A 23212-nucleotide genomic window follows, 5' to 3' on the forward strand; every position below is an offset into this window, starting at 1 on the left:
CCCAGGGACACGACTCGGACGACCGGCGCTGACTGCGAGAGTCGAGGGCGAGAGTTCGCGTTGATGCATGAATTCCATCATGCCTTGCGGCTACGACACATGCTCGTCTCCGTGGTCAACATCTCACCATCGAGCCTGCAATCACGGCTGATTCAGGGATGCCAGCTTTTCCTGAGATACCGCCCGCAGCACGCAGGGCAGCGCCTTCGTCGAAGGAGGTTGTCGCCGAGGTGCCGAAGTAGCGCTGGGCCTCCGCGATCGCGTCGAGGAGGATCTTCTCGGCCGGCACGTCAGGCCACAGGTACAGGGCCATCGCGCCGGGGATGCTGTTGACCTCGTTGACGAAGACCTGCTCGCCGTCGGACAGGAAGTCGATGCGCAGGACGCCTCGCAGGCCCGTCAGGCTGGCGACGCTCTCGGCGAGCTCGGCGATCTGCGCGGCGAGGGTGTCGGAGATCTGGGCGGGCATCTCGCGCGGGGCGTTGGACAGGCCGCTGGTCTGGATGTACTTCTCGGTGAACGAGTAGATGCCGTCGCCGGGCCGCAGCGGACGCTCGATCAGCGACGTCGCGAACTCGGGGTAGGTGCGGCACGAGATGTTCAGGTCGAACAGGTCGTTGCGGTAGGGCTCGAGGACGGCGCCCGACCGCAGGTGCGGGCTGACTCCGAGCAGCGACAGCGCGGTGGCGTGGTCGGGGGACGACCTCGATGCCGATGCTGGAACCGCCGAACCGGGGCTTGACGATGTAGGGGCCGTCGAACGTCGGGGCGACCGGTCCCAGGTGCTCACGGTTCAGCGACGGCAGGCCGGCGCTGGTCATGACGGCGCCGAAGGCGGCTTGTCCATGCCGAGCGCCGCGGCGGCCATCGTGCCGCCAGTGGAGGGGACGCCGAGCAACTCGAACAGCGCCTGCGCGCCGCCGCCCTCGCCTGCGCCGCCGTGCAGGCAGTTGAGCACCGTGCCGAGCTCGAGGTTCTTGGTCCGCAGGCCCTGCTTGACCGACACACCGGCGTTGGCGCCGAGCGTGACCGTGAGGGGTGCCGACTTGTCGGGTGCTCCGGCGAGGTAGTCGCGCGCCTCGGTGTTGGCGGGCACGAGATGCCACTGGCCGCCTCGCGCCCAGTAGATGCACTGGACGGTGGTTCCGGCTCGGAGAGGACGCGTTCGCTCTGCAGGCCGGTGAGGATGCTCACGTCGTGCTCGGGCGAAGGGCCACCGAACAGGACTGTGACGAGTTCAGGCATGTGGAGAAAGCACCTTTGCTGGGGGATGGGTCGCTGTGACGACTTTACGGATACCCGACTCTACGGATAGTGGTCGGGCAAGTCATTTTCGTAGACGACGACGTCGCCGGCGCGCACCTGCGGCATGACCGAGGCGGTGGCGGACGTGCGGTCGGGGAAGGTCAGGAACTGGTCTCCGGCGCCGGAGAGCAACGCCGACCGGTTGGTCAGGCCCGTGACGACGAGTGTCATGCGGGGTGCGGCGGTCGCCGCCTGTGCCAGCGCACGGTTGCTCTCGACCTGGGTGCGGCCCAGCTCGATCATGCCGGGCGTGATGGTGAAGATCTGTCCGCCGTCGGCGACGGCTGCCCGCGCAGCGCGGATGGCGGCGGCGGCGCCGACCGGGTTGGCGTTGTAGGTGTCGTCGATGATCGTGACTCCGTTGGCGTCGACCTGGATCTCGGCGCGGTTGGAGGCGATCGGCAGCTGACCGAGGCGGGACGAGACGGCCTCGATCGGTACGTCGAGCCCGATGACGATGCCGGCCGCGATGGCCAGGTTGATCGGATGTCCGCCCGGAGGGGCAGCGATGACGGCCCCCTCGTGGCCGTCGACCGACAGGGTCCAACGGTTGTCGGTCTCGACGACGTGGACACGGGCGTCGGTCTCGGCGACGGTCGAGCAGCGCACGACGGTCTTGGAGCTGGCCAGCTCGCGGGCCAGCCGGTCGAAGCTCGGGGACATCGACGTTGAGCACGACGATGTCGGCGTTCTCGGTGATCTCGGACTTGGCCGCGACGATCGTCTCGCGGTTCTTCATCCGTTCGAGGTGCGCTTCGCCGATCGTGGTGATCGCCGCGACCTTGGGGGTGAAGATGCTCGACAGCTTGCGGATCTCGCCGGGGCCGTAGGTGCCCATCTCGGCGATGAAGACGTCGGTCCCGGGGGTCAGGCGATCGTTGACGGCCTTGGACAGGCCCATCAGGTTGTTGAAGCTGGCTGGGCTGGCGACCGTGGTGCGGGCGGCCGACAGCAGGTGCGCGGCATACGCCTTGGTCGATGTCTTGCCGTAGGAGCCGGTGATGGCGACGACGTCGGGACGCACCCGGGCCAGCTTGGCCTTGGCGTCGACGACGAACTTCTGCGACAGCTTGGCCTCGACCGGACGCAGTGCGAGCAGTGCGATCTCGACCGGGAGCCACATCAACGGGGCGAGGATCGCAGCCCAGCGTCCCGGCTCGTCGAGCAGGAGGGTCAGGCCCAGCACGACGAGCTGGAGGACGACCGTGACGATCGCGACGCGCCGCAGGCGAGGGGTGAAGACCAGACGGCTCGTGGTCGGTCGGACGCCGAGACCGACGGGCCACAGGCACAGGATCGCCGCTGCAGCCGCTGACAGCCAGGTGTTCGCCCAGCCTGTCGCGACGCATAGGAGGCCGGCCACGAAGATCGCCAGGTTGGCCGGGACGACTCGGCACCACAGCACGCCGATCGCCAGGACGCGCCCGGGCTCGTAGTGCTCGCGCTGGGCGACCCGCCACCAGCGCAGGTTGCTCAGGACCGCCAGGACGACGAGCAGCAGGTAGGTCGCGACATCGGCGGCGTTCATGAGGCGGTCCCGTCGTTGCTGGACGTCAAGAGGTCGAGTGCGTCGTTGATCGCTTCGGTGAGCGCTGCGTCGATGAGGTGGGCAGAACCGGGCACGATCGTCAGCTCTGCGGTGGAGCCGATCAGGTCGCGGGCGCGGCGTGCCATCTCGACGGGCGCCGCGGTGTCGTGCTCGCCCCACACCATCTGGGTCGGCACACCGAGCTCGTCCATGCGGACCAGCTGGTCGCGGTAGTCCTCGTTGACGGCGTTGACCAGGATGCCGCGCAGCACGCCGGTCGCAGCCTTGTAGTCGGCCGATCCGTAGTGCTGGCGCAGCTGTCCATGCGGTCGTCGCTGAGGATCCCGCGACGGTTGAGCCACCGGGCCGAGCGATAGCGGAAGGCGGGCTTGCCCGAGGGGGCCTCGTTGCGGAGCAGGGGAACACCGGTCAGGAGCACCCCGCCTAGGAGGCCGGGATGACGGGCGGCCACCTGCACGGCGACCCGTCCGCCGAACGAGTGCCCGACCAGCACGGGTGAGGTGTAGGCGGCCAGCACGGGTGCCAGCGCATCGGCGTACTCAGCGGTGGTCCACGCGGTGTCGGGGGCCGGACTGGCACCGAATCCGGGCAGGTCGACGGCCAGGGCGTTGCGATGGGGGAGGACGGGAGACCAGTCGTGGCGCGAGCGGCCCCAACCATGCAGGGCGATGATCGACGGCTCGCCGTCACCGTAGCGATCGGCCCAGATTCGTCCGTCCGCGAGGGAGGTCAGCACCTCGCAAGAATAGCCCACGGGCGGTCGTCAACCCTGACATGACCCGCTGCCAGGAGCCCGATGGCGGGCTACACGCAGGGCTTGACCTCAGGATCGTGCTTCTTGACCGTCTCGGCCAGCTCGATGAGCGTGTCGGCGGCCGGCTCGTAGTCGTCGGGAACCTCGACGCTGACGTGGAACTCGCGGCCGATCGTGGTGAAGAGGTAGCCGCCGGCGATCGTCTCGACGAACCAGCCGACGTCCTCGACGGGGAAGCACTCGGCCGTCACTGTCAGGTCGGCCGGTCGCTCGACTCCGCAGCGCAGGACGATCGCGGGGGCGCCCCAGGCGACCGCGTTGTCGTCCTTGACCGCGATAGCGTCCTCGCCGCGCAGCGTGCGGGAGCATCGGCGAACATCGCCTTGCAGTCGACGTCTGTGCCGGGCTGGGTCGGGTAGGAGTCGACCCGGAGCCCGGGCGCGCACGCAGCGGTCAGCAGCAGCGCGCCGAGCACGCAGGCAAGCCGCGGCGCCCGCTTCTTCACCTTGGTCAGATGCGGACGATGGGGCACGTCAGCGTGCGCGTGATGCCGTCGACGGTCTGGATCTGCGAGACGACCAGTGCGCCCAGCTCGTCCATCGAGGTGCCCTCGACCCGGACGATGACGTCATAGGGTCCGGTGACGTCTTCGGCGAGGGTCACGCCGGGGAGGGCGCTGATCGCACCGGTGACGTCTGCTGCCTTGCCGACCTCGGTCTGGACGAGGATATATGCCTGCACGGACATCGGGTGCTCCTTGCGCGCTGATGGACTGAGTGGGACTGTGCCACGTTACTCGATACCGTCGCGCGGCGGGGGAACTCGTCTGCGCGAAGATGGTGCCATGAACTCCAGCGCTGCAGACGGGTCCACGATCAAGGACATCGGGGAGTTCGGCCTGATCGACCAGCTGCGCACGCACATAGGGGCCAACCCGCAGGTGCTGATGGGTTCGGGCGACGATGCGGCGCACGTCGCCACCAAGGACGGGACGTACGTCGTGTCGACCGATCTACTGGTCGAAGGACGGCACTTCCGTCGTGACTGGTCGACGGCCCACGACATCGGTCGCAAGGCGGCTGCCTGCAACCTGTCCGACATCAACGCGATGGGCGGTGTCGCGACGGCCCTGACCGTGGGGTTCGCCGCTCCGGCCGATCTTCCGGTCGCGTGGGCGCTCGACATGATCCGCGGGTTCGAGGTCGAGTGCGCGCACGTCGGTGCCCACATCGTCGGCGGTGACGTCACCGAGTCCGACAAGATCGTCATCGCTGTCACGGCGATCGGCGACGCCCCGCGCCCGGTACCGCGGTCCGGTGCGCTGCCCGGCGACGTCGTGGCGTACGCGGGCGACCTCGGCCTGGCCGGAGCCGGCTTCGCCGCGTTGAGCCGCGGGTTCAGGTCGCCGAAGAAGGCGGTCGACGCACACCGCACGCCACATCCGCCCTATGCTGCCGGCCCGCAGGCTGCCGGCGCCGGTGCCACGTCGATGACCGACATCAGCGACGGGCTGCTGGCCGACCTGGCTCACATCGCGTCGGCGAGCGGCGTCGCGATCGATCTCGATCGTGCGACGTTCGCGATCCCGGAGCCGGTCATGACGGTCGCCGAGGCGCTGGGGCGAGATGCCCTCGACTTCGTGCTGACCGGTGGCGACGACTACGCCCTCGTGGCGACGTTCAGCTCGGAGACGACGCTCCCCGAAGGGTGGACCCGCATCGGCCTGGTCTCGGACGGATCAGGTGTCACGGTCGATGGTGCGCCGTTCGAGGGCGTGACGGGGCACGAGCACTTCCGCTGAGCGGCTGGCGTCAGTCCTGGATACGGGCGAACGGACGTGCGGCCTCGAGCTCGTAGGCGAGCTCTAGCAGGGTCTGCTCGTCGCCGTGGTCGGCCGAGAAGTGGACGCCGACCGGCATGTCGGCCGACGAGCGTCCCAGGGGCAGCGAGATCGCCGGCCCGCCGGCCGCATTGTTCAGCGGCGTGAACGCGGCGTACTGGACGAGCCGGTCGAACATCAGGTTGAACGGTTCGACAGCGGGGGACAGGTAGCCCAGCTCGGGGGTCGTGTACGCGAGCGTCGGCGACACGATCAGGTCGACGTGGTCGAACGCGGCCCGGTACTGCTTGGTCGACCGCTTGAGACCGGAGATCGTCAGCGGGGTGCGCCACATGCTCCGGGCGAACCGTCGGGCCAGACCACGCGTCAGCGGGTCGGTCAGGGTCTTGTCGAAGTCGGGACTCATGACCTTGCGGCCGAAGTGCTGGGTCGAGAACGCCAGCATGCCCCAGTAGTGCTTGAAGTCCTCCATGAACCGGCGGTCGACCGGCAGCTCGACCTCGATCAGGTCGTGCCCGAGCGAGCTGAGCATGTCGGCGGTCGCGAGGACAGCCTTGCGGGTGTCGTCGTCGGTCGGCACTCCTGTCACGGAGTCGAGGATCAGGCCGATCCGGAGACGGCGCGTCGAGGGCCCCTCGACGAGGCCGAGGGGCTTGAGCCCGACGGCCGGCTGGTGCACCTGGGTCGCGGCGAGGAAGTGCGCCGTGTCGCGCACGGTGCGGGTCACGACACCGTTGGAGATGATGTCGACCGGCAGCTGGGCTGCTTCGGCGGCCGCCACGACTCGGCCGCGGGTCGGCTTGAGGCCGACGAGACCGCAGGCCGCCGCAGGGATCCGGATCGATCCGCCGCCGTCGTTGGCGTGCGCGATGGGGACCACGCCGGAGGCCACGAGAGCGGCCGATCCGCCTGAGGACGCGCCCGCCGAGTAGCCCGTGTTCCACGGGTTGCGGGTCGGCGGCAGAGTCGCGTACTCGGTCGTGGCGTTGAAGCCGAACTCGGGCATCGTCGACTTGCCGAGCACCGTGAACCCGGCCGACAAGAACTGGTCGGTGAACGGCGCGTTGGCGACGGCGGGTCGTGACTTGACGGCCAGCGAGCCCTGGTCGGACGGCAGGCCGGCGACGTCGGTGTTGTCCTTGACGAACGTCGGGACGCCCGAGAACGTCCCGGCAGCCGGCCGATTGGCGGCGGCGAGGGCGCGGTCGAAGTCGGGGTGCTGGATGGCGTTGAGGGCCGGATTCACCTTCTGGGCTCGCGCGATTGCAGCCTCGGCTGCTTCGCGTGCGCTGATGGTGCCGGCAGCAATGGCAGCGGCGACCCCGACAGAGTCGAGGTCGCCGAGTGCATCGTCGCCAAATGCGTGGACGCGGGTGGTCTTCTCGTGGGTCACGAGAATGACTCTAGGGTCAATTCACTCCGGAGGGAATGAAATCGCCAAAGTCAGATAGCGCCGTTATTTAGCGGCTGACCTTGCCGGCCTTGAGGCACGAGGTGCAGACGTTGACGCGCTGCGGGGTGCCGTTGATGACGGCGCGCACGCGCTGGATGTTGGGATCGAAACGACGCTTCGTGCGTCGGTGCGAGTGGGAGACGTTGTGGCCGAAACCAGGTCCCTTGGCACACACATCACAGACCGCAGCCATGGCGAACTCCTGAAACTTGAAGACTTCTGGAAAATGGGGGCGCCTTCTGACCAGATGGCCACAAGACAACCGCTCAAGAATAGCCGATGACCTTGGGCCGACGCGAATCAGCACCATGGGTCCCTCATCACGTGGGTGCTGAGCGATAGCCTCGGGCCATGAGTCTGACCCTCAACGCCGCGGCCTTCCGGGCCTGGACGCCGCTGTGTGCGGGGGCACTCTCGACCGCGCGGGCCGAGATCGACGCGCTCAACGTCTTCCCGGTGCCTGACAGCGACACCGGCACCAACGCCTATCTGACGTTCGTCTCCGGCGCGGATGCGGTCTCCGCCCGGGGGGCCGAGGCGGGCCTGGAGCAGCTCGTCAAGGCCTATGTCGACGGCTTGTTGACGGGGGCAAAGGGCAATACCGGCGTGATCCTGTCGCAGCTGGTCCGCGCCTGCTTCAGGGACCTCTCTCTTGATCGGGGTGTCAGTGCCGCTGACGTCGCGCACGCGTTCGAGGCTGCCTCTGAGGCGGCCTGGGCAGCGGTCGGTGCGCCGGTGGAAGGCACGATCCTCTCGGTGGCCAAGGCCGCAGCAGTCGGTGCGAGGGACGCCGCCGGAGCAGGTGTCGACGGGCGGACGGTCTTCGGCAAGGCCGCCGACGCGGCGCGTGAGGCACTGGCCCGCACGCCGGAACAGATGGAGATCCTCGCCCGCGCGGGGGTCGTCGATGCCGGTGGTCGGGCTCTGGTCGTGGTGCTCGACGCGACCGAGCAGGCGTTGACCGGCCGGGTCCCGGCGCAGGTGACGGCGCACGTGCCGCAACCCGTGCTCACCCCCGGCGACGACCTGAGCGCCGACGGGCCGTCCTACGAGGTCATGTACCTGCTCGAAGCAGATGACGACCGCATCCCTGAGCTGCGCGCCGCCCTGCTCGGCCTCGGTGACTCCCTCGTCGTGGTCGGCGGCGAGCGGCTGTGGAACGTCCACGTGCACGTCGACGACGTCGGCGCCGCGATCGAGGTCGGCATCGCTGCGGGACGGCCCTACCGCATTGCCGTGACGCACTTCGCCGACCAGGTCGCCAGCCGTCCCGCGCACGGCCGGGTCGTCATCGCGGCAACGACCGGATCCGGGCTGACCGCACTGTGCCGTGAGGCCGGCGCGACGACGCTGGAGTTCACGCGTGAGCAGCCGCTGACGGTTGCCGACATGAGCGCCTCGCTCCAGAGGCGGTGCGAGCGAGATCATCGTGCTGCCCAACAACAACCGTTACATCCGCCAGTTCGAGGCGGCCGCCCAGGCGGCGCGTCGCGATGGCGTCCGGGTCGCCGTGATCCCGACACATGCGCAGGTGCAGGGGCTGGCGGCACTCGCTGTGCACGATCCCGGGCTGGGCTTCGACGAGGTCGTGGTCGCGATGTCGAGCGCCGCCGCCCACACGCAGCACGGTGCCGTCACGATCGCCACCGAGCCCGGCATGACGATGGTCGGGCCGGTGCAGGCGGGCGACGTCCTTGGAGTCGTGACCGGCGACTTCGCGGTGATCGGCGACGAGGTCCTCGCCGTGGCGTTCGAGGTTCTCGAACGGATCTTGTCCCCGGCAGCTGAGATGGTGACGGTAGTCGTGGGCGAGGGGGCGCAGGGATTGATCGAAGAACCGATGTCGCAGTATCTGCGGGCGGCGCGGCCCGATGTCGACCTCGTGGTCTACGACGGCGGCCAGGAGAACTATCCGCTGTTCATCGCGGTGGAGTGATGGTCGATCTCACGACCAAGCTCGTCAACGTCCTGGGCGACAAGACCACCAAGCCGTTGACCAAGGCCTTCGACATGGTCGTCGTCGGCGACCTGCTGCGGCACTATCCGCGCCGCTACGTCGAGCTCGGCAAGGCCAGCAACCTGGCAGATCTGCGGGTCGGCCAGCACGCCACGGTGCTCGCCACGATCGTCGAGGCCAAGAACTACTCGTTCGGGCCAGGAGGACGACGCACGCGCACCGAGGTCGTCGTCACCGACGACTCCGGTGCACGGTTGTCGTTGACGTTCTTCCAGCAGCGGTGGCTGCAAGAGCAGATGAAGCCAGGCAAGATGTGCCTGTTCTCCGGCGAGGTCGGCCAGTTCAACGGTCGGTTGCAGCTGACGCATCCCGACTACGACCTGTTCGACCAAGAGGGCGACACTGCGACGTCGCGGCTGTCCCGCGGTGTCCTGCCGATCTACCGCGCCACCGCGAAGGTGCCGACCTGGAAGATCGAGAAGCTTCATCGGGCTGTGCCTCGACAGCCTCGACCCGCTCGACGACGTCCTGCCTGCAGCATTGCGCAGCAGCCGTGGCTTCGCCGACCTGCGGGCCGCACTCGAGTCGATCCACCGGCCGCACGGCATGGGCGAGGCGATGAAGGCCCGTGACCGGTTCCGGTTCGAGGAGGCGTTCGTCGTGCAGACGGTCTTCGCGCAGCGGCGCCGCGTCATGGAGACCGATCGCGCTGCCGCTCGGCCTGCGATCGACGGTGGCCTCCGCACCCGTTTCGAGCAGCAGCTGCCGTTCACGCTCACGGCCGGGCAGTCCGATGTCGTCGACGAGATCTCGTCCGACCTGGCACGCACCCATCCCATGCACCGCCTGCTGCAGGGCGAGGTTGGCTCGGGCAAGACCGTCGTGGCGTTGATGGCGATGCTCCAGGTCGTCGACGCCGGGGGGCAGGCGGCTCTGCTCGCTCCGACTGAGGTGCTCGCATCCCAGCACTATCGCGGCATCACGGCGCTGCTGGGCGATCTCGCCAGGGGCGGGATGCTGGGTGGCGCCGACGGAGCCACTCGGGTGCGGCTGCTGACCGGGTCGATGGGTGCCAAGGCCCGCAAGGAGTCGCTGCTCGACGCGGCATCAGGCGAGGCCGGCATCGTGATCGGCACCCACGCGCTGATCCAGGACCATGTGCAGTTCGCTGAGCTGGGACTGTTGGTCGTCGACGAGCAGCATCGGTTCGGGGTCGAGCAGCGGGCCGCCCTGGTCGACCGGTCCGATGTCACGCCGCACGTGCTGGTGATGACGGCGACCCCCATCCCGCGCACGATCGCGATGACGGTGTTCGGCGACCTCGAGACCTCGACGTTGCGGGAGCTTGCCGGCCGGACGCCAGCCGATCCAGACGACGGTGGTTCCGGTCGCCGAGCGTCCCGGCTGGCTGGAGCGTGGCTGGGAACGCGTCCGTGAAGAGGTCGGCAAGGGACGGCAGGCGTACGTCGTGGTGTCGCGTATCGGCGACGAGGCATCAGAAAGCGAGACCAGCTCTCTGGTGGAGCTTCAGGAAGAGCTCGTCGGCGGGGCCCTGCACGGTCTGAGGGTCGGCGCCCTGCACGGTCGCATGGCGCCAGACGAGAAGGACGCCGCGATGAACGCCTTCGCCGCCGGCGAGATCGACGTGCTGGTCGCGACGACGGTCGTCGAGGTCGGGGTCGACGTCCCGAACGCAACCGTCATGGTCATCATGGACGCCGACCGGTTCGGCATGTCGCAGCTGCAGCCGGCGCGGCCGAGTGGGACGCGGGGCGCATGCGGGGCTGTGCCTGCTCGTCACCGGCGCCGAGGTCGACTCCCCGGCGCGCGAGCGGCTCGACGCGGTGGCCTCGACGACCGACGGATTCGAGCTGTCGCGGCTCGACGTCGAGCTTCGTCGCGAGGGTGACGTGCTCGGTGCCCGGCAGTCGGGGCTGCGGTCGAGCCTGAGACTGTTGTCGGTGGTCAAGGACGAGGACGTCATCGACGACGCCCGCGGGGCCGCCACTACGAGCTGGTGTCCGCCGATCCGACGCTCACGGCCCATCCAGCGCTCGCAGCTGCGGTCCACGATCTTGAACACTCCGAGCAAGCCGACTACCTGGAGCGCACATGACCCGCATCATCGCCGGAGCCTATGGCGGGCGTCGTATCCAGACGCCGAAGGGCGACGGCACCCGGCCGACGTCCGACCGGGTGCGCGAGGCGCTGTTCTCGTCGCTGGAGTCCGAGCTGGGGGGCTTTGACGGTGTGCGGGTCCTCGACCTGTTCGCCGGATCAGGCGCGCTCGGACTCGAGGCGCTGTCGCGGGGGGCCGACCACGCGACGTTCGTGGAGTCCGATGCGCGTGCTGCTGCGGTGGTCAAGGGCAATGTGCGCGATCTGGGCGCTTCGGCGACGGTGCAGCGCACGACGGCCGAACGATTCGTCGAGACCGGCGAGCCCGGTCCGTTCGACCTGGTCTTCGTCGACCCGCCCTACGCGATGGCGACCGAGAAGGTCGCCGGGCTCGTGGCGGCTCTTGCGGGGGTTGCCGGCGAGCACGACATCTTGTTCGTCGTCGAGCGGTCTTCCCGCGATCCGTTCGAGTGGCCTGACGGCGTCGAGGGCATCCGGAGCAAGAAGTACGGGGAGACGACACTTTTGTATGGGCGCTGAGGTACGGTCGCTGACATGACGAAGGTCGTGTGTCCCGGTTCCTTCGACCCTGTGACCAACGGTCACCTCGACATCATCGAACGGTCGGCGCGTCTCTTCGACGAGGTCGTCGTCGCGGTGCTGGTCAACGAGAACAAGCAGGGTCTGTTCACGATCGCCGAACGGCTCGAGCTGCTTGCCGAGGCGACCAAGCACCTGCCCAACGTCACGACGGCGTCCTTCGGGGGCCTGCTGGTTGACTTCTGCACCAGCAACGGTGTCGACGCGATCGTCAAGGGCCTGCGGGCGGTGACCGACTTCGACTACGAGCTGCAGATGGCGCAGATGAACGGCAGCCTCACCGAGGTCGACACGATCTTCATCCCGACGTCGCCGGAGTACTCGTTCTTGGCGTCGAGCCTGGTCAAGGAGGTCGCCAAGCACGGCGGAGACGTGACGGGGCTGATCCCTGACTTCGTCAACACCGAGCTCGAGAAGAAGTTCACCTGAGCTGAGTCGCCCGCCGCAGCGACGTCGACCCGAACTTGTCGCGCACGGCGTCGATCGCCGTGTCGAGCTCTGCCCCGCTGGTGGCGTCGAACGGCAGTGCCAGCTGGCTGGATGGTCGTCGAGCGAGCCGACGCTGACCCCGATCAGGGTGATGCCGCGCTCTTTGATCGTGCCGGCGCGGGAGGCCAGCAGCTGACGGGTCACGTCGAGGACGGTCTGGGTGTGGGCGGTCGGACGGCCGAGGGTGTGCGAGGACGTCGACCGGGTGAAGTCGCCGAATCGCAACCGCAACGTGACAGTGCGTCCGGTGCGACCGGCCGTGCGCATGCGACGGGTCAGTCGGTCGACGAGGGTCAGCAGCGCGAGGTCGAGCCGGCAGGGGAGTGCGCGCCGCGCCCGATGGCGTGCTGGGCGCCCATCGAGCTGTTGCGGCGGCCGACCTGCACGGGGCGCGGATCGCGGTTGTGGGCCAGTGCGTACAGGTGGTGACCGGCGCCGGCGCCGAGGAGCTGGGTCAGCTCGCTCTCGAACATCTCGGCGACGTCACCGACCGTGTGGATGCGGGCGCCTCGCAAGCTTGGCGGCAGTCACCTTGCCGACGCCCCAGAGGCGTTCGACGGGCAGCGCGTGCAGAAAGCTCGCTGCGTCCTCGATCGGCACGACCAGCAGCCCCTCGGGCTTCGAGACCGCAGAGGCGACCTTGGCCAGGTACTTGGTGCGGGCGACCCCGACCGAGATCGGCAGACCCACCTTCTCGCGCACGTCGATGCGCAGCTGGGGCGGCGATCGACGAGGGCAGCCCCCGGATGCGGCGGAGACCACCGACCTCGAGGAAGGCCTCGTCGATCGAGAGGCCCTCGACCAGGGGAGTCGTGTCGCCGAAGATCTCGAAGACCGCCCGACTTGCCTCGGTGTAGGCCGAGAACCGCGGCGGCACGACGATCGCGTCGGGGCATGCGCGCAGCGCCTGCCGTCCGCCCATCGCGGTGCGGACCCCTCGGGCCTTCGCCTCGTAGCTGGCAGCCAGCACGACCCCTCCGCCGACGATGACCGGGCGTCCGCGGAGCGCGGGATCGTCGCGCTGCTCGACCGAGGCGTAGAAGGCGTCGAGGTCGGCGTGCAGCACGGAGCCTTCAGTCATGTCACCACTGTGACACCCGCCACCGACACTCCAGGGGTGGCCGATTGGCCTCGGTGAGTGCCCGCGGGTTAAGATTCATCTGGCCTGTTTTTCAGGTTGGTCTTTGTCGTGCTCTTTGGGATGGATGGTTCAACGTGCTGTCCGGACCCCTGGTGATCGATACCCACGAACTGGGTCGTCAGCCGGGCTCCGAACGTACCTACACCCGTTCGGTCCAGGCGCCGGCAGAGATGGGTTACGACGTCAACGCCGTGCCCGAGGGCTCCACGATCGAGCTCGAGTTCCGACTCGAGGTCATCATGGAGGGGATCCTGGTGACAGGTTCTTTCTCGGCACGGGCCGTGGGCGAGTGTGTGAGGTGCCTGGACCCGATCGACAAGCGTATCGTCGCCGGATTCCAGGAGATGTACCTCTTCGAGACCCCCTCCAACCCGGAGGAAGGTGACGAGGAGGATCATGTCCTCGAAGGAGAGTCGATCGATCTCGAGCCCGTTCTGCGGGACGCGGTCGTGCTGGCACTCCCGCACAACCCGTTGTGTGGTCCGGACTGTCCGGGACTGTGCCCCGAGTGTGGGGCACGGATTGCGGATGATCCCGATCACACACACGGTGAAGCGATTGACCCCCGGTGGGCGTCGCTGAGCCAGCTGGCGGAGCAACCGGTCCCGTCAGCCGACCAGTCAAAGTCGGACACCTCGTCCGACGACAGCAAGGAGTAGATCGTGGCAGTCCCGAAGAGGAAGATGTCGCGCAGCAACACGCGTCACCGTCGTTCGCAGTGGAAGACCACTGCAACCGTGATCGTGGACTGCGCGAACCCTGCGTGTGACTCCAAGGTGCAGCCGCACCACGCATGCACCAAGTGCGGACAGTACGGAGCTCGCGGCGAGCGTCGCCAGGTCCTCTGACCAGGATCAGCTGATCTCCTCCGCAGCTGTTGAAGCGCTCCGGGAGGTCCTGGGAGTCCAGGACCTCGACCCGGAGCTGCTTCAGCATGCGCTGACCCACCGCTCGTTCGCCTACGAGAACGGCGGGGTGCCCGACAACGAGCGCCTCGAGTTCCTGGGCGACTCCGTGCTGGGTCTGGTGGTCACCGATGCGCTGTTCACGGGGCATCCCGACCTGCCGGAAGGGCAGCCGCGAAGCTTCCGTGCGGCCGTCGTCAGCGCCAAGGGCCTGTCGGTCGTGGCCAGGACGCTGGGTGTCGGCGAGTGCGTGCGTCTGGGCCGTGGCGAAGAGGCCACCGGTGGTCGCGACAAGCCGTCGATCCTGTCCGACACGGTCGAGGCAATTCTGGGCGCGATCTATGTCCAGTTCGGCATCAACGTGCCTCTGAGGTGATTCACCGCGTCTTCGACCCGGTCATCGCCTCGGCGGCTGAGCTCGGCGCGGGCCTCGACTGGAAGACGTCCTTGCAGGAGATCTCCGCCAACAACGGCATGGGCGTGCCGCACTACGTCCTGGTCGGGACAGGTCCTGACCACAACAAGGCTTCACCGCCGAGGTCGTCGTGGGTGAGACGTGACCCCGGCGGTATCGGTCGTTCCAAGAAAGAAGCCGAGCAGATGGTCGCCGAGATCGCCTGGCGTGCCATCACCGCCTCCCTCGAAGTCTCCTAGGCCATTGCGTGCCAGAGCTTCCTGAGGTCGAGGTCGTTCGACTCGGTCTGCTCGACCATGTCGTCGGCAGGACGATCACTGGTGTCATGGTGCACGACGCCCGCTCGTTGCGTCGGCACCTGCCGGGGCCTGCCCGACTTCGTCGATCGTCTGGCCGGTCGCACGGTCGTCGGCGCCCAGCGCAGAGGCAAGTACCTGTGGATGCAGCTTGCTGATCCCGACGGTGGGGCCAGTGATGCTGTGCTCTGCCACCTGGGCATGAGTGGGCAGTTCCTGGTATCCGACGCCGGTGCGCCTGCGCCCCGGCACCTGCGTATCGCTATCGACCTCGACGACGGCCAACAGCCCGGTTCGTCGACCAGCGGATCTTCGGCGGCATGTCGTTCAGCGAGGACGGCGCCGCAGCCCGCCGAGATCGCGCAGCATAGCCCGCGACCCGCTCGACCCGTTGTTCGATCCGGCCGAGTTCACGGCCCGCATCCGCAAGCGCCAGACCGGCGTCAAACGTGCGATCCTCGACCAGACCCTGATCTCTGGTGTCGGCAACATCTACGCCGACGAGTCGTTGTGGCGCACCCCGCTGCACTACGCCCGCAGCACCCGGCTCCTGCGACCACGCGAGGTCGAGTCGCTGCTCGTCCACATCGGCGATGTCATGCGCGAGGCACTCGCGCAGGGTGGCACGTCCTTCGACGCCCTCTACGTCAACGTCAACGGCAACAGCGGCTACTTCGACCGATCGCTCAAGGTCTACGGCCAGCAGGGCAAGCCCTGCCCGCGGTGTGGCACCGAGGTCGTGCGCGAAGCTCATGAACCGCGGCTCGCACTTTCTGCCCGCGCTGTCAGCGATCGCCGAGGTGAAGTCGCAAAGCTGATCTGACGTGGAAGAGAGCGTGGGCCGGTGTTCGGTTTCGGGCGGAAGAGACAACGTGTCGACGACATCGTGGGCGCGTCGAGACCTGCGCTGAGTCGCGAATCGCTCGGGGTCGGCCCAGACTTCCCGGGGTGGCCCCGAATCCCTTGCTCAGCCGCGAGGCGAGGAGACGCAACGACGAGCGCCGAGCTGGCGCGCTCGCGATCGGCACGCTGGTCGACTGGCGCGAGGTGAGCAGCGACGGGTTCCCGCGGGTCGTGCTGATGCTGGATGTCACCACACCGGACGGCCATTCGTTTTCGAGGAATTGCCGACGAGAGCCTCACGATCACCGAGCTCACGCGCCTCGACCCGGGACAGACATCCCCGTGCGCTACCGACCTGCCCACCTGGACCACTACGTCGCGCTCGCCCGTGACGCCGACCCTGCTGACGTGCAGCAGGTCGTCGACCAGATCCGTCGCGGCGAGAGCGTCTGACGGCCGACGTGTCAGCCACTGCGATAGCCAAGCTCGTCGACGCTGGCTGGTCGTTAGATCCGACGACTCCGCCCACGTCGCCTTGCCTCCCGCGTTGCAGGGCACGTCAGAGACGCTCGTGGCCTGGATGTCGTCATTCTCCGAGCTCTCCAGCCCTGACGATGCGGTGTGGTTCCTCGGACGAGGTGATTTTGATGCCCGGTCGGGAGAAGGGTTCGCCTGGAACACCTTCGAGATGATCAGTGCCGAGGCCGCTGACACCAAGCAGGAAGCCGCTGACGTCGCCGACTTCTGGAGCGCGCACTGTCCGATCCTGCTGAGTGTGCGTGGTGGGTACTCGTATCTGGCGGTGCGTAGCGACGAGCGATCGTTCACGGGCAAGAGCCTGAGTTCGAGGAGGTCACGGTCGTTGCTTCGAGCTTTGAGGTTCTGCTCGACTCCATTGCTCGAGGGACAGCGGACGGTCAAGATCCCGTGGGGCGGCTAGTTTTCGGCCCTGGCGGCTCGACGCCTGGCGGTGACTAGGCTGGGGCCATGTCGTTGACCCTGGAGCCCATGACGCCCGAACGGTTCGTGTCGTGGAACGAGCACCAGATCACGGCTTTCGCGCAGGACAAGATCGATGCCGGCAACTGGCCTGAGGACGGGGCGCTCGAGCGTTCCGCCCGCGAGAACGCGGTGCTGCTGCCGCAGGGGCTCGACACGCCAGGACACGACCTCTTCGTCGGCACGGTCGACGGCCGCGAGGTCGGCACGTTGTGGCTGTTCACCGATCCGGCCCTGACACCGCCCGAGACGTTCATCTACGACATCGAGGTCGACCCGAGCCGACGGGGCGAAGGCCTGGGTCGTCGAGCTGCTGGAAGCGGCGGAGGGGTGGTGCGCCGATCACAGCATCGGGGTGCTGCGGCTGCACGTGTTCGGCTTCAACGACGTCGCCATCAGCCTGTACGAGTCGGCCGGGTTCGAGACCACGAACATCAACATGGCCAAGCAGATCCGATGACGGTCGCACAGTACGGGCCTGAGTCGTTCGAGCGGTTCGTCGACGAGCCCCCGAAACGCTGCGGGCGCACGTCGTTCGAACGTGATCGGGCCCGTGTCGTGCACTCTGCGGCCCTGCGCCGGCTCTCGGCCAAGACGCAGGTCATGGGTGCGAGCTTCGACGACTTCGTCCGCAACCGGCTGACTCACTCGCTGGAGGTGGCGCAGGTCGCCCGCGAGCTCGGCAAGGCGCTGGGCTGCGATCCCGACATCGTCGACTCGGCGGCGCTGGCGCACGACCTGGGGCATCCGCCGTTCGGTCACAACGGCGAGACAGCCCTCGACCAAGCGGCGCAGTCGTGCGGCGGGTTCGAGGGCAACGCCCAGACGTTGCGGATCTTGAGCCGGCTGGAGTCCAAGACGTTTGCCGCCGACGGCCGGAGCGTCGGCCTCAACCTGACTCGCGCGACCCTGTCAGCCTGCGTCAAGTATCCGTGGGCGCGTGAGGACGCGGCTGATGGCAGCGGCAAGTTCGGTGCCTACGAGGACGACCTTCCGGTGTTCGTCTGGCTCCGCAAGGGTGCCCCGACCGGCGGCGTCCCATCGAGGCGCAGGTCATGGACCTGGCCGACGACATCGCCTACTCGGTGCACGACGTCGAGGACGGTGTGGTCGGCGGCTGGTTCGGACTGCGGCGTGGCGAGCTCGACATCGCCTCGATCCACGACGTCGCCCGCGACTGGTACGACTCGGGCGCCACCGACGACCGTCTCGATGCTGCGCTCGACCGGCTGCAGGAGCTGCCCGAGTGGCCGACGACCGTCTTCGACGGCAGCCGGGGCCGCCCCGAGCGATCCTCAAGAGCCTGACGAGCGGGTTGATCGGCCGGTTCGCGAGCGCCGCCGAGCATGCCACGGTCGAGGTGTGGGGACTGGTCCGCTGATCCGGTTCGGGCAGATCTCGAGGTACCCGTCGAGACCAGGGACGAGATCACGGTGCTGAAGTCGATCGCGGCGCACTACGTCATGCGGTCCACTGACCGCGCTGAGCCGCTCGCGCAGCAACGTGATCTTCTGCTCGCGCTGGTCGACGCGCTCGATGCAACGGAGGGACGCGCAGCTGGAGACGGAGTTCGCCGAAGATTTCGCGAAAGCAGCCGACGACAGCGCCCGGCGCCGCGTCATCATCGACCAGGTTGCGAGCCTGACTGACGTCTCCGCCAGGGCCTGGGCAGACCGACTGCTCCACTAGTCGCCCACTAGTCGCCCTGATGGTGGAGGGGCCGACTACGATCACCACATGGCCGGGCGCATCAAGGACGAGGACATCCAGGCGTCCGCGAACGCACGCGCATCGACGAGGTCGTCGAGCAGTACGTCACGCTCAAGAACGCCGGCGGAGGTTCCCGCAAGGGGCTGTGCCCGTTCCACGACGAGAAGTCCCCCTCGTTCAACGTCCGGCCCTCGGTCGGCTCGTATCACTGCTTCGGCTGCGGGGCCGGGGGCGACGTCTTCAAGTTCGTCATGGAGATCGAGGGCCTGAGCTTCGTCGAGACTGTCGAACGCCTCGCCGCGAAGTCGGGCATCACGCTGCGCTACGACGAGGGTGGCACCCCCGGACCGCGCCGCGACCCCAACCAGCGACCCCGGCTGCTGGCCGCCCACCGTGAGGCTGGCGAGTTCTACGCCCAGGTGCTGCTGTCCGCACCCGATGCCCAGGCGGGGCGGCAGTTCGTCCAGGACCGCGGGTTCAGCCAGGCCGCCGCCGAGAAGTTCGGCATGGGCTTCGCCCCGCGTGGCGGCGAACAGCTCGTCGCCCACCTGCGAGGCAAGGGATTCACCGAGGACGGCTGCTGATCGGCGGACTCGCATCACGCGGCACGCGCGGCCTCTACGACCGCTTCCGGGGACGCTTGCTGTGGCCGATCCGCGAGATGACCGGCGAGATCATCGGCTTCGGTGCCCGGCGCATGTTCGACGACGACCGGGTCGAGGCCAAGTACCTCAACACGTCCGAGACACCGATCTACAAGAAGTCGCAGGTGCTGTACGGCCTCGACCTGGCACGCCGGTCGATCTCGTCGTCGAGCCAGGCGGTCATCGTCGAGGGGTACACCGACGTCATGGCCTGTCACGAGGCCGGTGTCACGACCGCGGTCGCGACGTGCGGCACGGCCTTCGGCGAAGACCACGCCCGCGTGATGCGCCGGCTGATGCTCGACGACCAGGCCTTCCACGGCGAGGTCATCTTCACCTTCGACGGCGACGAGGCAGGCCAGCGCGCGGCGCTCAAGACATTCAACGGCGATCAGCAGTTCGTCGCCCAGACCTATGTCGCGGTCGAGCCTCGCGGCATGGACCCGTGCGACCTGCGCCTCGCCGATGGTGATGCGGCGGTCCGTGAGCTGGTCGCCGGTCGCATCCCGCTGTACCGGTTCGTCCTCGACAACCTGCTCGGCAAGTACGACCTCGATCGGGGTGACCAACGGGTCGACGCCGTGCGCGAGGCCGTCGGGCTGGCGTCGGCGATCCGCGACAAGTCGAAGGTCGACGAGCTGTTGCGCGAGATCGCCGGACGGGTCGGCGTCGACGTCGACCAGGTCCGCACGGCGCACCGTCGTCGGGTGGCCAACCCGCCCAAGGTCAACCAGCCCAGGGGCGCGCAGCCAGCCGCTGAGGAGCCGGCCGCGCCGGCCGTGCCCACTCCGGCGGTCAACTTCGGTCTTCCGCAGTTCGCCGACGAGCGTGAGGCGCTCAAGGTCATCGTGCAGTACCCGCACCTGACGGCCAAGTACGCCGACAACATCGGCGACAACGACTTCATGCACCCGATCTCGAAGGTCATCTGGTCGCACGTCGAGGCGATGCAGTGGCCCGAGTCGACCGATCCGACCTGGCTCCCCAGACTGGCCGACACCTTGCCCGACGAGGACACCAAGAGGATCTTGTCGATCGCCGCGGTGCAACCGATGCGAGCGCGTGAGGGCAACACCGAGGCCGTCGTCGCGGCGGTGCTGATGCGCCTGGCTGTTGACTTTGGGGCGGCGCATCGCCGACATCAAGTCCAAGCTGCAGCGCACCAACCCCATTGATGAGGCCGAGGCGTACAACCGCATGTTCGGTGAGCTCATCGCCTTCGAGCAGCAGTTCCGCGATCTGCGCGACCGGTCGCTCGGAGCCGACGTCCCCAGCTGATCTCGCGCGGCCGTCCGTCCACAGATCGTTCTGAGACTCGTGATTCTGCACGGTGCGCAGCCAAGGCTGGGTTCATGGATCGATTCGTCCAGAACCTGTTGTCGCAACCGACGTTGTCAGCTAGCGAGGAGCGGGTGCTTGCCTGCCGTGCGCGTGGGGGAGACCCAGATGCCCGCAGCGCCCTCATCACGTCAGGGATGAGGGCGGTGGCCATGCGAGCGATCCTGCTCGGTCTACGGGGCGAAGAGCTGCGTGATGCGGTGCAGTCTGGCGCCGTGGGCCTCATCCGTGCGGTCGACCGTTTCGACCCCGACCGCGGGGCCCGTCTCGCGACGTACGCCTGGCAGTGGATCGGGGCCGAGATGCGTCGACGAGACCGTCCCGACGTCCCCCTCGACGACGTCGATCGGAGCTCCCTCGTCGTCCGATCTGCGTGAGAACGATCTCCTCGACGGTCTCTCCGAGCTCGAGGCCGACGTGCTTCGCCTGAGGTTCGGAATCGGAGATTCCAGTGCTTTTCCGATGTCCCGTCGAGCAGTCGCCGACCGGCTCGATGTCACCATCAGCAAGGTTCGGACGATAGAGGGGCAGGCGGTGCGACAAGTGCGTCGAAGGCTTGCTAAAGTTCTCTACTGTGTTCCTCCGCAGCGAGGGACCAATCCCCAATAGCTCAATTGGCAGAGCATTCGACTGTTAATCGGAGGGTTCTTGGTTCGAGTCCAAGTTGGGGAGCATCACCCAGCAAGACCCCCGCTCCGGCGGGGGTCTTGCTGTTTTGGGCTGCTCGCAGACGTTGATCAGCCAGGAACTTCCGCTGGGCTTCGACCAGGGTCTGTCCGTTGGGACCGCTGATCTCTGACTTCCGAGCGATCTTTCTCGTAGGCTCGGAATGCCGCCGGGCGGCAGAGGAGAAGGAGACACGATGAGCATCAGGGTCTTGGTGTCAGGGGCGAGCATCGCGGGTCCCGCGTTGGCCCACTGGCTGCATCGCAGGGGTGCCGAGGTCACGGTGGTCGAGCAGGCGCCCGGCCTTCGACCAGGCGGGCAGGCAGTGGACGCCCGCGGGGTGGCGAAGGAGGTGATCCGGCGGATGGGGCTCGATGGGGCGGTGCGAGCAGCGTGCACCGACACGGCGGGTGCCTACACGGTCGATGCCGCCGGCAACGTGTTGGAGACCTTCAGCGCCGAGGACGATGACGGCGACGGGTACATCTCGGAGATCGAGATCCTGCGTGGAGACTTCGCGCAGATTCTCTACGACGACACCTGCGACAGCGTCGAGTATCTGTTCGGTGACCGCATCGCCGACCTCACCCAGGATGGTGACGGGGTCGATGTCACCTTCGCCAGCGGTCTCCAGCGTCGTTTCGAGCTCGTGATCGGCGCCGACGGACTGCACTCGTCGCTGCGGGGGATGGTCTTCGGCCCGCGCGAGCAGTTCATCCACCACCTCGGACTGGTGCTGGCGTTCTACACCGTGCCCAACGAGTTCGGGCTCGACAGCTGGATGCTCGACTACAAGGAGGGCGGACGGTGGGTCGGGCTGCGGCCCGTCGGCGACGCCGACCACGCAATCGCGATGCTGTCTTTCCCATCAGCTGACTTCGTCGTCGACCACCGCGACGTCGAGGCGCAGAAGCGCCTGCTGCGCGAGCAGATGGCAGGCTTCGGCTGGGAGACCCCGCGCATCCTCGCGCACCTGGACGACACTCCCGACTTCTACCTCGATCAGGTCGCGCAGGTGAAGATGGACAGCTGGTCGAGCGGACGAGTGGCGTTGATCGGAGACGCGGCGTTCAGTGCCTCGCCGATGTCGGGCGGCGGAACGGGGATGGCCCTGGTCGGCGCGTACCTGCTGGCTGGCGAGCTCGCCGCTGCCGACTGGGACCCGGCGACTGGTTTCGCGCGTTACGAGGAGCGGATGCGTGGCTACGTCGAGGCCAACCAGGAGATGGGCCGTATGCACGTCGAGATGCTGACCGCGCCGACGCTGGCCGCTGACGCCGAGCCGGGTCCAGAGCCCGACATGGAGGCGCTGATGCCGCTGGTCGAGCGTGCCGTCAACGGCCCTGGCTGCCCGACTACGCAGGCGTGCCGGACTCCGGCCCACGGTCGGAGACGTGACCTGAGTGGTCAGTCGCCCCACGTCAGGGAGAACACCTCGAACGCCGCTGCGTGGGTGACGCCGAGCCGGGAGCCCGTGGGTCGCGACATGCCCTCGAGCATCTCGGCGGCGTCGAAGTTCTCCCAGCCGAGGCCGTCGATGTACGCCGCGTGCGCCTTCAGCGACTCGACGCCGCGGTCGAAGGTGTCTGTCGTGTCGACGGCGTGCGCGGCATCGGGTGAGCCGGCCGCCCAGACCTGCTTGACGCCGCCCCACGGTTCGAGTCCCTCGATGATCTGCTCGGTGAAGACCCATCGGTTGCCTGCGTCGCCGGCAGCGTTGAGGCTCGCACGTCCGACGGCCATGTGGTCGGGCTGGTTGGGTGCCGACCCGCCCCAGGTCTCGCGGAAGTTGTTGGTGATGATGATCTCGGGCTGGTGCTCACGCACCGCGCGGGTGATGGCTCGCCGCAGCGACACGCCGTACTCGAGCACCCCGTCGGGCAGGCCCAAGAAGTCGACCTTCTCGACACCGACGATCTTGGCCGAGGCGATCTGCTCGTCCATGCGCACGCGTCGGCACTCTTCGGGCGGCAGGCTGTCGATGCCCGCTTCGCCGCTCGTCACCATGCAGTAGACGATGGTCTTGCCTTGGTCGGTCCAGCGGGCGATGGCAGCAGCTGCGCCGAACTCGACGTCATCGGGGTGCGCCACGACCACGAGGGCGCGTTCCCAGGACTCGTCTACCGGCTCAAGCGGTGTGGGCTTCATGAGGTCAGACTAGGCCCGTCACGCCGTGCTGGACAGGTGAAA

The 23212-nt window shown here is 67.9% G+C and carries 28 protein-coding genes, 1 tRNA gene and 8 pseudogenes; 22 read left to right on the top strand and 15 right to left on the bottom strand.

The window, feature by feature from the left end; all coding sequences use genetic code 11:
* Window positions 1-115: 115 nt before the first annotated feature.
* The 8 genes and pseudogenes from ACHMWU_RS01980 to ACHMWU_RS02015 all read right to left on the bottom strand — a co-directional run bounded on the left by ACHMWU_RS01980 (window position 116) and on the right by ACHMWU_RS02015 (window position 4355).
* Window positions 116-790: a hypothetical protein gene (locus tag ACHMWU_RS01980; protein ID WP_396041440.1), complete on the bottom strand. Its 675-nt coding sequence runs from the start codon at window positions 788-790 to the stop codon at window positions 116-118.
* Between the two features lie 27 nt (window positions 791-817).
* A complete protein-coding gene (locus tag ACHMWU_RS01985) occupies window positions 818-1096 on the bottom strand; it encodes a hypothetical protein (protein WP_396041441.1) in 279 nt (92 codons plus the stop codon).
* Window positions 1097-1305: 209 nt separating this feature from the next.
* Window positions 1306-1968, bottom strand: coding sequence for a glutamate ligase domain-containing protein (locus tag ACHMWU_RS01990; protein WP_396041826.1), 663 nt, complete (start codon window positions 1966-1968; stop codon window positions 1306-1308).
* A gap of 4 nt (window positions 1969-1972) precedes the next feature.
* Window positions 1973-2833 (bottom strand): annotated as a pseudogene (locus ACHMWU_RS01995) (Mur ligase family protein); the annotation flags it as partial.
* Window positions 2830-2979: a hypothetical protein gene (locus ACHMWU_RS02000; protein ID WP_396041442.1), complete on the bottom strand. Its 150-nt coding sequence runs from the start codon at window positions 2977-2979 to the stop codon at window positions 2830-2832. The gene ACHMWU_RS02000 and the pseudogene ACHMWU_RS01995, both read right to left, overlap by 4 nt.
* Window positions 2955-3608, bottom strand: coding sequence for an alpha/beta fold hydrolase (locus ACHMWU_RS02005; protein ID WP_396041443.1), 654 nt, complete (start codon window positions 3606-3608; stop codon window positions 2955-2957). The genes ACHMWU_RS02000 and ACHMWU_RS02005 overlap by 25 nt, the downstream gene beginning before the upstream one ends.
* Before the next feature lie 50 nt (window positions 3609-3658).
* Complete coding sequence (locus ACHMWU_RS02010; protein ID WP_396041444.1) at window positions 3659-4054, bottom strand: DUF3515 family protein; 396 nt, start codon at window positions 4052-4054, stop codon at window positions 3659-3661.
* Between the two features lie 64 nt (window positions 4055-4118).
* On the bottom strand, window positions 4119-4355 hold the full coding sequence (locus ACHMWU_RS02015) for an Lrp/AsnC family transcriptional regulator (protein WP_396041445.1): 237 nt from the start codon (window positions 4353-4355) through the stop codon (window positions 4119-4121).
* A 97-nt stretch (window positions 4356-4452) separates the two neighbouring features.
* On the opposite strand from ACHMWU_RS02015, the gene ACHMWU_RS02020 reads away from it, so the two are divergent.
* Window positions 4453-5409, top strand: coding sequence for a thiamine-phosphate kinase (locus ACHMWU_RS02020; protein ID WP_396041446.1), 957 nt, complete (start codon window positions 4453-4455; stop codon window positions 5407-5409).
* Window positions 5410-5419: 10 nt separating this feature from the next.
* Here the strand turns inward: ACHMWU_RS02020 and ACHMWU_RS02025 are convergent, their stop codons facing one another.
* Both ACHMWU_RS02025 and rpmB read right to left on the bottom strand, forming a co-directional pair.
* Entirely contained in the window at window positions 5420-6841 is a 1422-nt protein-coding gene (locus tag ACHMWU_RS02025) for an amidase (RefSeq protein ID WP_396041447.1), read from the bottom strand.
* Window positions 6842-6908: 67 nt separating this feature from the next.
* On the bottom strand, window positions 6909-7094 hold the full coding sequence (gene rpmB / locus ACHMWU_RS02030) for a 50S ribosomal protein L28 (protein ID WP_108577479.1): 186 nt from the start codon (window positions 7092-7094) through the stop codon (window positions 6909-6911).
* A 158-nt stretch (window positions 7095-7252) separates the two neighbouring features.
* On the opposite strand from rpmB, the pseudogene ACHMWU_RS02035 reads away from it, so the two are divergent.
* From ACHMWU_RS02035 to coaD, 7 genes and pseudogenes are all read left to right on the top strand, one after another.
* A pseudogene (locus ACHMWU_RS02035) lies at window positions 7253-8104 on the top strand (DAK2 domain-containing protein); the annotation flags it as partial.
* Between the two features lie 226 nt (window positions 8105-8330).
* Entirely contained in the window at window positions 8331-8837 is a 507-nt protein-coding gene (locus ACHMWU_RS02040) for a hypothetical protein (protein ID WP_396041448.1), read from the top strand.
* Entirely contained in the window at window positions 8837-9490 is a 654-nt protein-coding gene (locus ACHMWU_RS02045; RefSeq protein ID WP_396041449.1) for a hypothetical protein, read from the top strand. The genes ACHMWU_RS02040 and ACHMWU_RS02045 overlap by 1 nt, the downstream gene beginning before the upstream one ends.
* The gene (locus ACHMWU_RS02050) at window positions 9399-10295 is read left to right on the top strand and encodes a DEAD/DEAH box helicase (protein ID WP_396041450.1); all 897 of its coding nucleotides are present in this window, start codon (window positions 9399-9401) and stop codon (window positions 10293-10295) included. The genes ACHMWU_RS02045 and ACHMWU_RS02050 overlap by 92 nt, the downstream gene beginning before the upstream one ends.
* Window positions 10237-10767, top strand: coding sequence for a helicase-related protein (locus tag ACHMWU_RS02055; protein ID WP_396041451.1), 531 nt, complete (start codon window positions 10237-10239; stop codon window positions 10765-10767). Before ACHMWU_RS02050 ends, ACHMWU_RS02055 begins: the two co-directional genes overlap by 59 nt.
* A 203-nt stretch (window positions 10768-10970) precedes the next feature.
* A complete protein-coding gene (gene rsmD / locus ACHMWU_RS02060) occupies window positions 10971-11516 on the top strand; it encodes a 16S rRNA (guanine(966)-N(2))-methyltransferase RsmD (protein ID WP_396041452.1) in 546 nt (181 codons plus the stop codon).
* Window positions 11517-11531: 15 nt separating this feature from the next.
* A complete protein-coding gene (gene coaD, locus ACHMWU_RS02065) occupies window positions 11532-12005 on the top strand; it encodes a pantetheine-phosphate adenylyltransferase (protein ID WP_396041453.1) in 474 nt (157 codons plus the stop codon).
* A 171-nt stretch (window positions 12006-12176) separates the two neighbouring features.
* Here the strand turns inward: coaD and ACHMWU_RS02070 are convergent.
* From ACHMWU_RS02070 to ACHMWU_RS02085, 4 genes and pseudogenes are all read right to left on the bottom strand, one after another.
* Window positions 12177-12332 (bottom strand): annotated as a pseudogene (locus ACHMWU_RS02070) (DNA polymerase IV); the annotation flags it as partial.
* 26 nt (window positions 12333-12358) lie between these two features.
* Complete coding sequence (locus tag ACHMWU_RS02075; protein ID WP_396041454.1) at window positions 12359-12538, bottom strand: hypothetical protein; 180 nt, start codon at window positions 12536-12538, stop codon at window positions 12359-12361.
* A 10-nt stretch (window positions 12539-12548) separates the two neighbouring features.
* Window positions 12549-12827, bottom strand: a complete 279-nt coding sequence (locus ACHMWU_RS02080) for a hypothetical protein (RefSeq protein ID WP_396041827.1) — start codon at window positions 12825-12827, stop codon at window positions 12549-12551.
* Window positions 12796-13146, bottom strand: a pseudogene (locus ACHMWU_RS02085) (DNA polymerase IV); the annotation flags it as partial. The pseudogene ACHMWU_RS02085 and the gene ACHMWU_RS02080, both read right to left, overlap by 32 nt.
* A gap of 53 nt (window positions 13147-13199) precedes the next feature.
* Here ACHMWU_RS02085 and ACHMWU_RS02090 point away from each other — a divergent pair.
* The 14 genes and pseudogenes from ACHMWU_RS02090 to ACHMWU_RS02155 all read left to right on the top strand — a co-directional run.
* On the top strand, window positions 13200-13865 hold the full coding sequence (locus tag ACHMWU_RS02090) for a YceD family protein (RefSeq protein ID WP_396041455.1): 666 nt from the start codon (window positions 13200-13202) through the stop codon (window positions 13863-13865).
* Window positions 13866-13868: 3 nt separating this feature from the next.
* Window positions 13869-14054 carry a 50S ribosomal protein L32 gene (gene rpmF / locus ACHMWU_RS02095; protein ID WP_396041456.1) on the top strand — a complete coding sequence of 62 codons (186 nt, stop codon included), beginning with the start codon at window positions 13869-13871 and terminating at the stop codon, window positions 14052-14054.
* A gap of 10 nt (window positions 14055-14064) precedes the next feature.
* Window positions 14065-14765 (top strand): annotated as a pseudogene (gene rnc / locus ACHMWU_RS02100) (ribonuclease III).
* Between the two features lie 8 nt (window positions 14766-14773).
* Window positions 14774-14980: a DNA-formamidopyrimidine glycosylase family protein gene (locus ACHMWU_RS02105; RefSeq protein WP_396041457.1), complete on the top strand. Its 207-nt coding sequence runs from the start codon at window positions 14774-14776 to the stop codon at window positions 14978-14980.
* Window positions 14916-15050: pseudogene (locus tag ACHMWU_RS02110) on the top strand (DNA-formamidopyrimidine glycosylase family protein); the annotation flags it as partial. The gene ACHMWU_RS02105 and the pseudogene ACHMWU_RS02110, both read left to right, overlap by 65 nt.
* Before the next feature lie 163 nt (window positions 15051-15213).
* On the top strand, window positions 15214-15645 hold the full coding sequence (locus ACHMWU_RS02115) for a hypothetical protein (protein ID WP_396041458.1): 432 nt from the start codon (window positions 15214-15216) through the stop codon (window positions 15643-15645).
* A gap of 567 nt (window positions 15646-16212) precedes the next feature.
* Complete coding sequence (locus ACHMWU_RS02120; RefSeq protein ID WP_396041459.1) at window positions 16213-16605, top strand: hypothetical protein; 393 nt, start codon at window positions 16213-16215, stop codon at window positions 16603-16605.
* A gap of 47 nt (window positions 16606-16652) precedes the next feature.
* The gene (gene dgt, locus ACHMWU_RS02125; protein ID WP_396041460.1) at window positions 16653-18104 is read left to right on the top strand and encodes a dGTP triphosphohydrolase; all 1452 of its coding nucleotides are present in this window, start codon (window positions 16653-16655) and stop codon (window positions 18102-18104) included.
* A gap of 96 nt (window positions 18105-18200) precedes the next feature.
* A complete protein-coding gene (locus ACHMWU_RS02130) occupies window positions 18201-18353 on the top strand; it encodes a hypothetical protein (protein WP_396041461.1) in 153 nt (50 codons plus the stop codon).
* A 22-nt stretch (window positions 18354-18375) separates the two neighbouring features.
* A pseudogene (locus ACHMWU_RS02135) lies at window positions 18376-20190 on the top strand (CHC2 zinc finger domain-containing protein); the annotation flags it as partial.
* Between the two features lie 180 nt (window positions 20191-20370).
* A complete protein-coding gene (locus ACHMWU_RS02140; protein ID WP_396041462.1) occupies window positions 20371-20733 on the top strand; it encodes a sigma factor in 363 nt (120 codons plus the stop codon).
* Window positions 20726-20965 carry a sigma factor-like helix-turn-helix DNA-binding protein gene (locus ACHMWU_RS02145; protein WP_396041828.1) on the top strand — a complete coding sequence of 80 codons (240 nt, stop codon included), beginning with the start codon at window positions 20726-20728 and terminating at the stop codon, window positions 20963-20965. The genes ACHMWU_RS02140 and ACHMWU_RS02145 overlap by 8 nt, the downstream gene beginning before the upstream one ends.
* Window positions 20956-21028, top strand: a tRNA-Asn gene (locus tag ACHMWU_RS02150). Before ACHMWU_RS02145 ends, ACHMWU_RS02150 begins: the two co-directional genes overlap by 10 nt.
* Window positions 21029-21218: 190 nt before the next feature.
* A pseudogene (locus tag ACHMWU_RS02155) lies at window positions 21219-22163 on the top strand (FAD-dependent monooxygenase); the annotation flags it as partial.
* Window positions 22164-22429: 266 nt separating this feature from the next.
* On the opposite strand, the gene ACHMWU_RS02160 reads toward ACHMWU_RS02155, so the two are convergent.
* A complete protein-coding gene (locus ACHMWU_RS02160; protein ID WP_396041829.1) occupies window positions 22430-23170 on the bottom strand; it encodes a PIG-L deacetylase family protein in 741 nt (246 codons plus the stop codon).
* Window positions 23171-23212: the final 42 nt, after the last annotated feature.

It is taken from the genome of Aeromicrobium sp. UC242_57, from assembly GCF_044452305.1.
GTDB lineage: Bacteria > Actinomycetota > Actinomycetes > Propionibacteriales > Nocardioidaceae > Aeromicrobium.

Coding starts and splice junctions, on each gene's coding strand:
- ACHMWU_RS01990 (WP_396041826.1), bottom strand. CDS start 1,968: ATGTCCCCGAGCTTCGACCGGCTGGCCCGCGAGCTGGCCAGCTCCAAG.
- rsmD (WP_396041452.1), top strand. CDS start 10,971: ATGACCCGCATCATCGCCGGAGCCTATGGCGGGCGTCGTATCCAGACG.
- ACHMWU_RS02140 (WP_396041462.1), top strand. CDS start 20,371: ATGGATCGATTCGTCCAGAACCTGTTGTCGCAACCGACGTTGTCAGCT.
- ACHMWU_RS02020 (WP_396041446.1), top strand. CDS start 4,453: ATGAACTCCAGCGCTGCAGACGGGTCCACGATCAAGGACATCGGGGAG.
- rpmB (WP_108577479.1), bottom strand. CDS start 7,094: ATGGCTGCGGTCTGTGATGTGTGTGCCAAGGGACCTGGTTTCGGCCAC.
- ACHMWU_RS02130 (WP_396041461.1), top strand. CDS start 18,201: ATGCAACGGAGGGACGCGCAGCTGGAGACGGAGTTCGCCGAAGATTTC.
- ACHMWU_RS02075 (WP_396041454.1), bottom strand. CDS start 12,538: ATGTTCGAGAGCGAGCTGACCCAGCTCCTCGGCGCCGGCGCCGGTCAC.
- ACHMWU_RS02045 (WP_396041449.1), top strand. CDS start 8,837: ATGGTCGATCTCACGACCAAGCTCGTCAACGTCCTGGGCGACAAGACC.
- dgt (WP_396041460.1), top strand. CDS start 16,653: ATGTCGTTGACCCTGGAGCCCATGACGCCCGAACGGTTCGTGTCGTGG.
- ACHMWU_RS02015 (WP_396041445.1), bottom strand. CDS start 4,355: ATGTCCGTGCAGGCATATATCCTCGTCCAGACCGAGGTCGGCAAGGCA.
- ACHMWU_RS02160 (WP_396041829.1), bottom strand. CDS start 23,170: ATGAAGCCCACACCGCTTGAGCCGGTAGACGAGTCCTGGGAACGCGCC.
- coaD (WP_396041453.1), top strand. CDS start 11,532: ATGACGAAGGTCGTGTGTCCCGGTTCCTTCGACCCTGTGACCAACGGT.
- ACHMWU_RS02000 (WP_396041442.1), bottom strand. CDS start 2,979: ATGGCACGCCGCGCCCGCGACCTGATCGGCTCCACCGCAGAGCTGACG.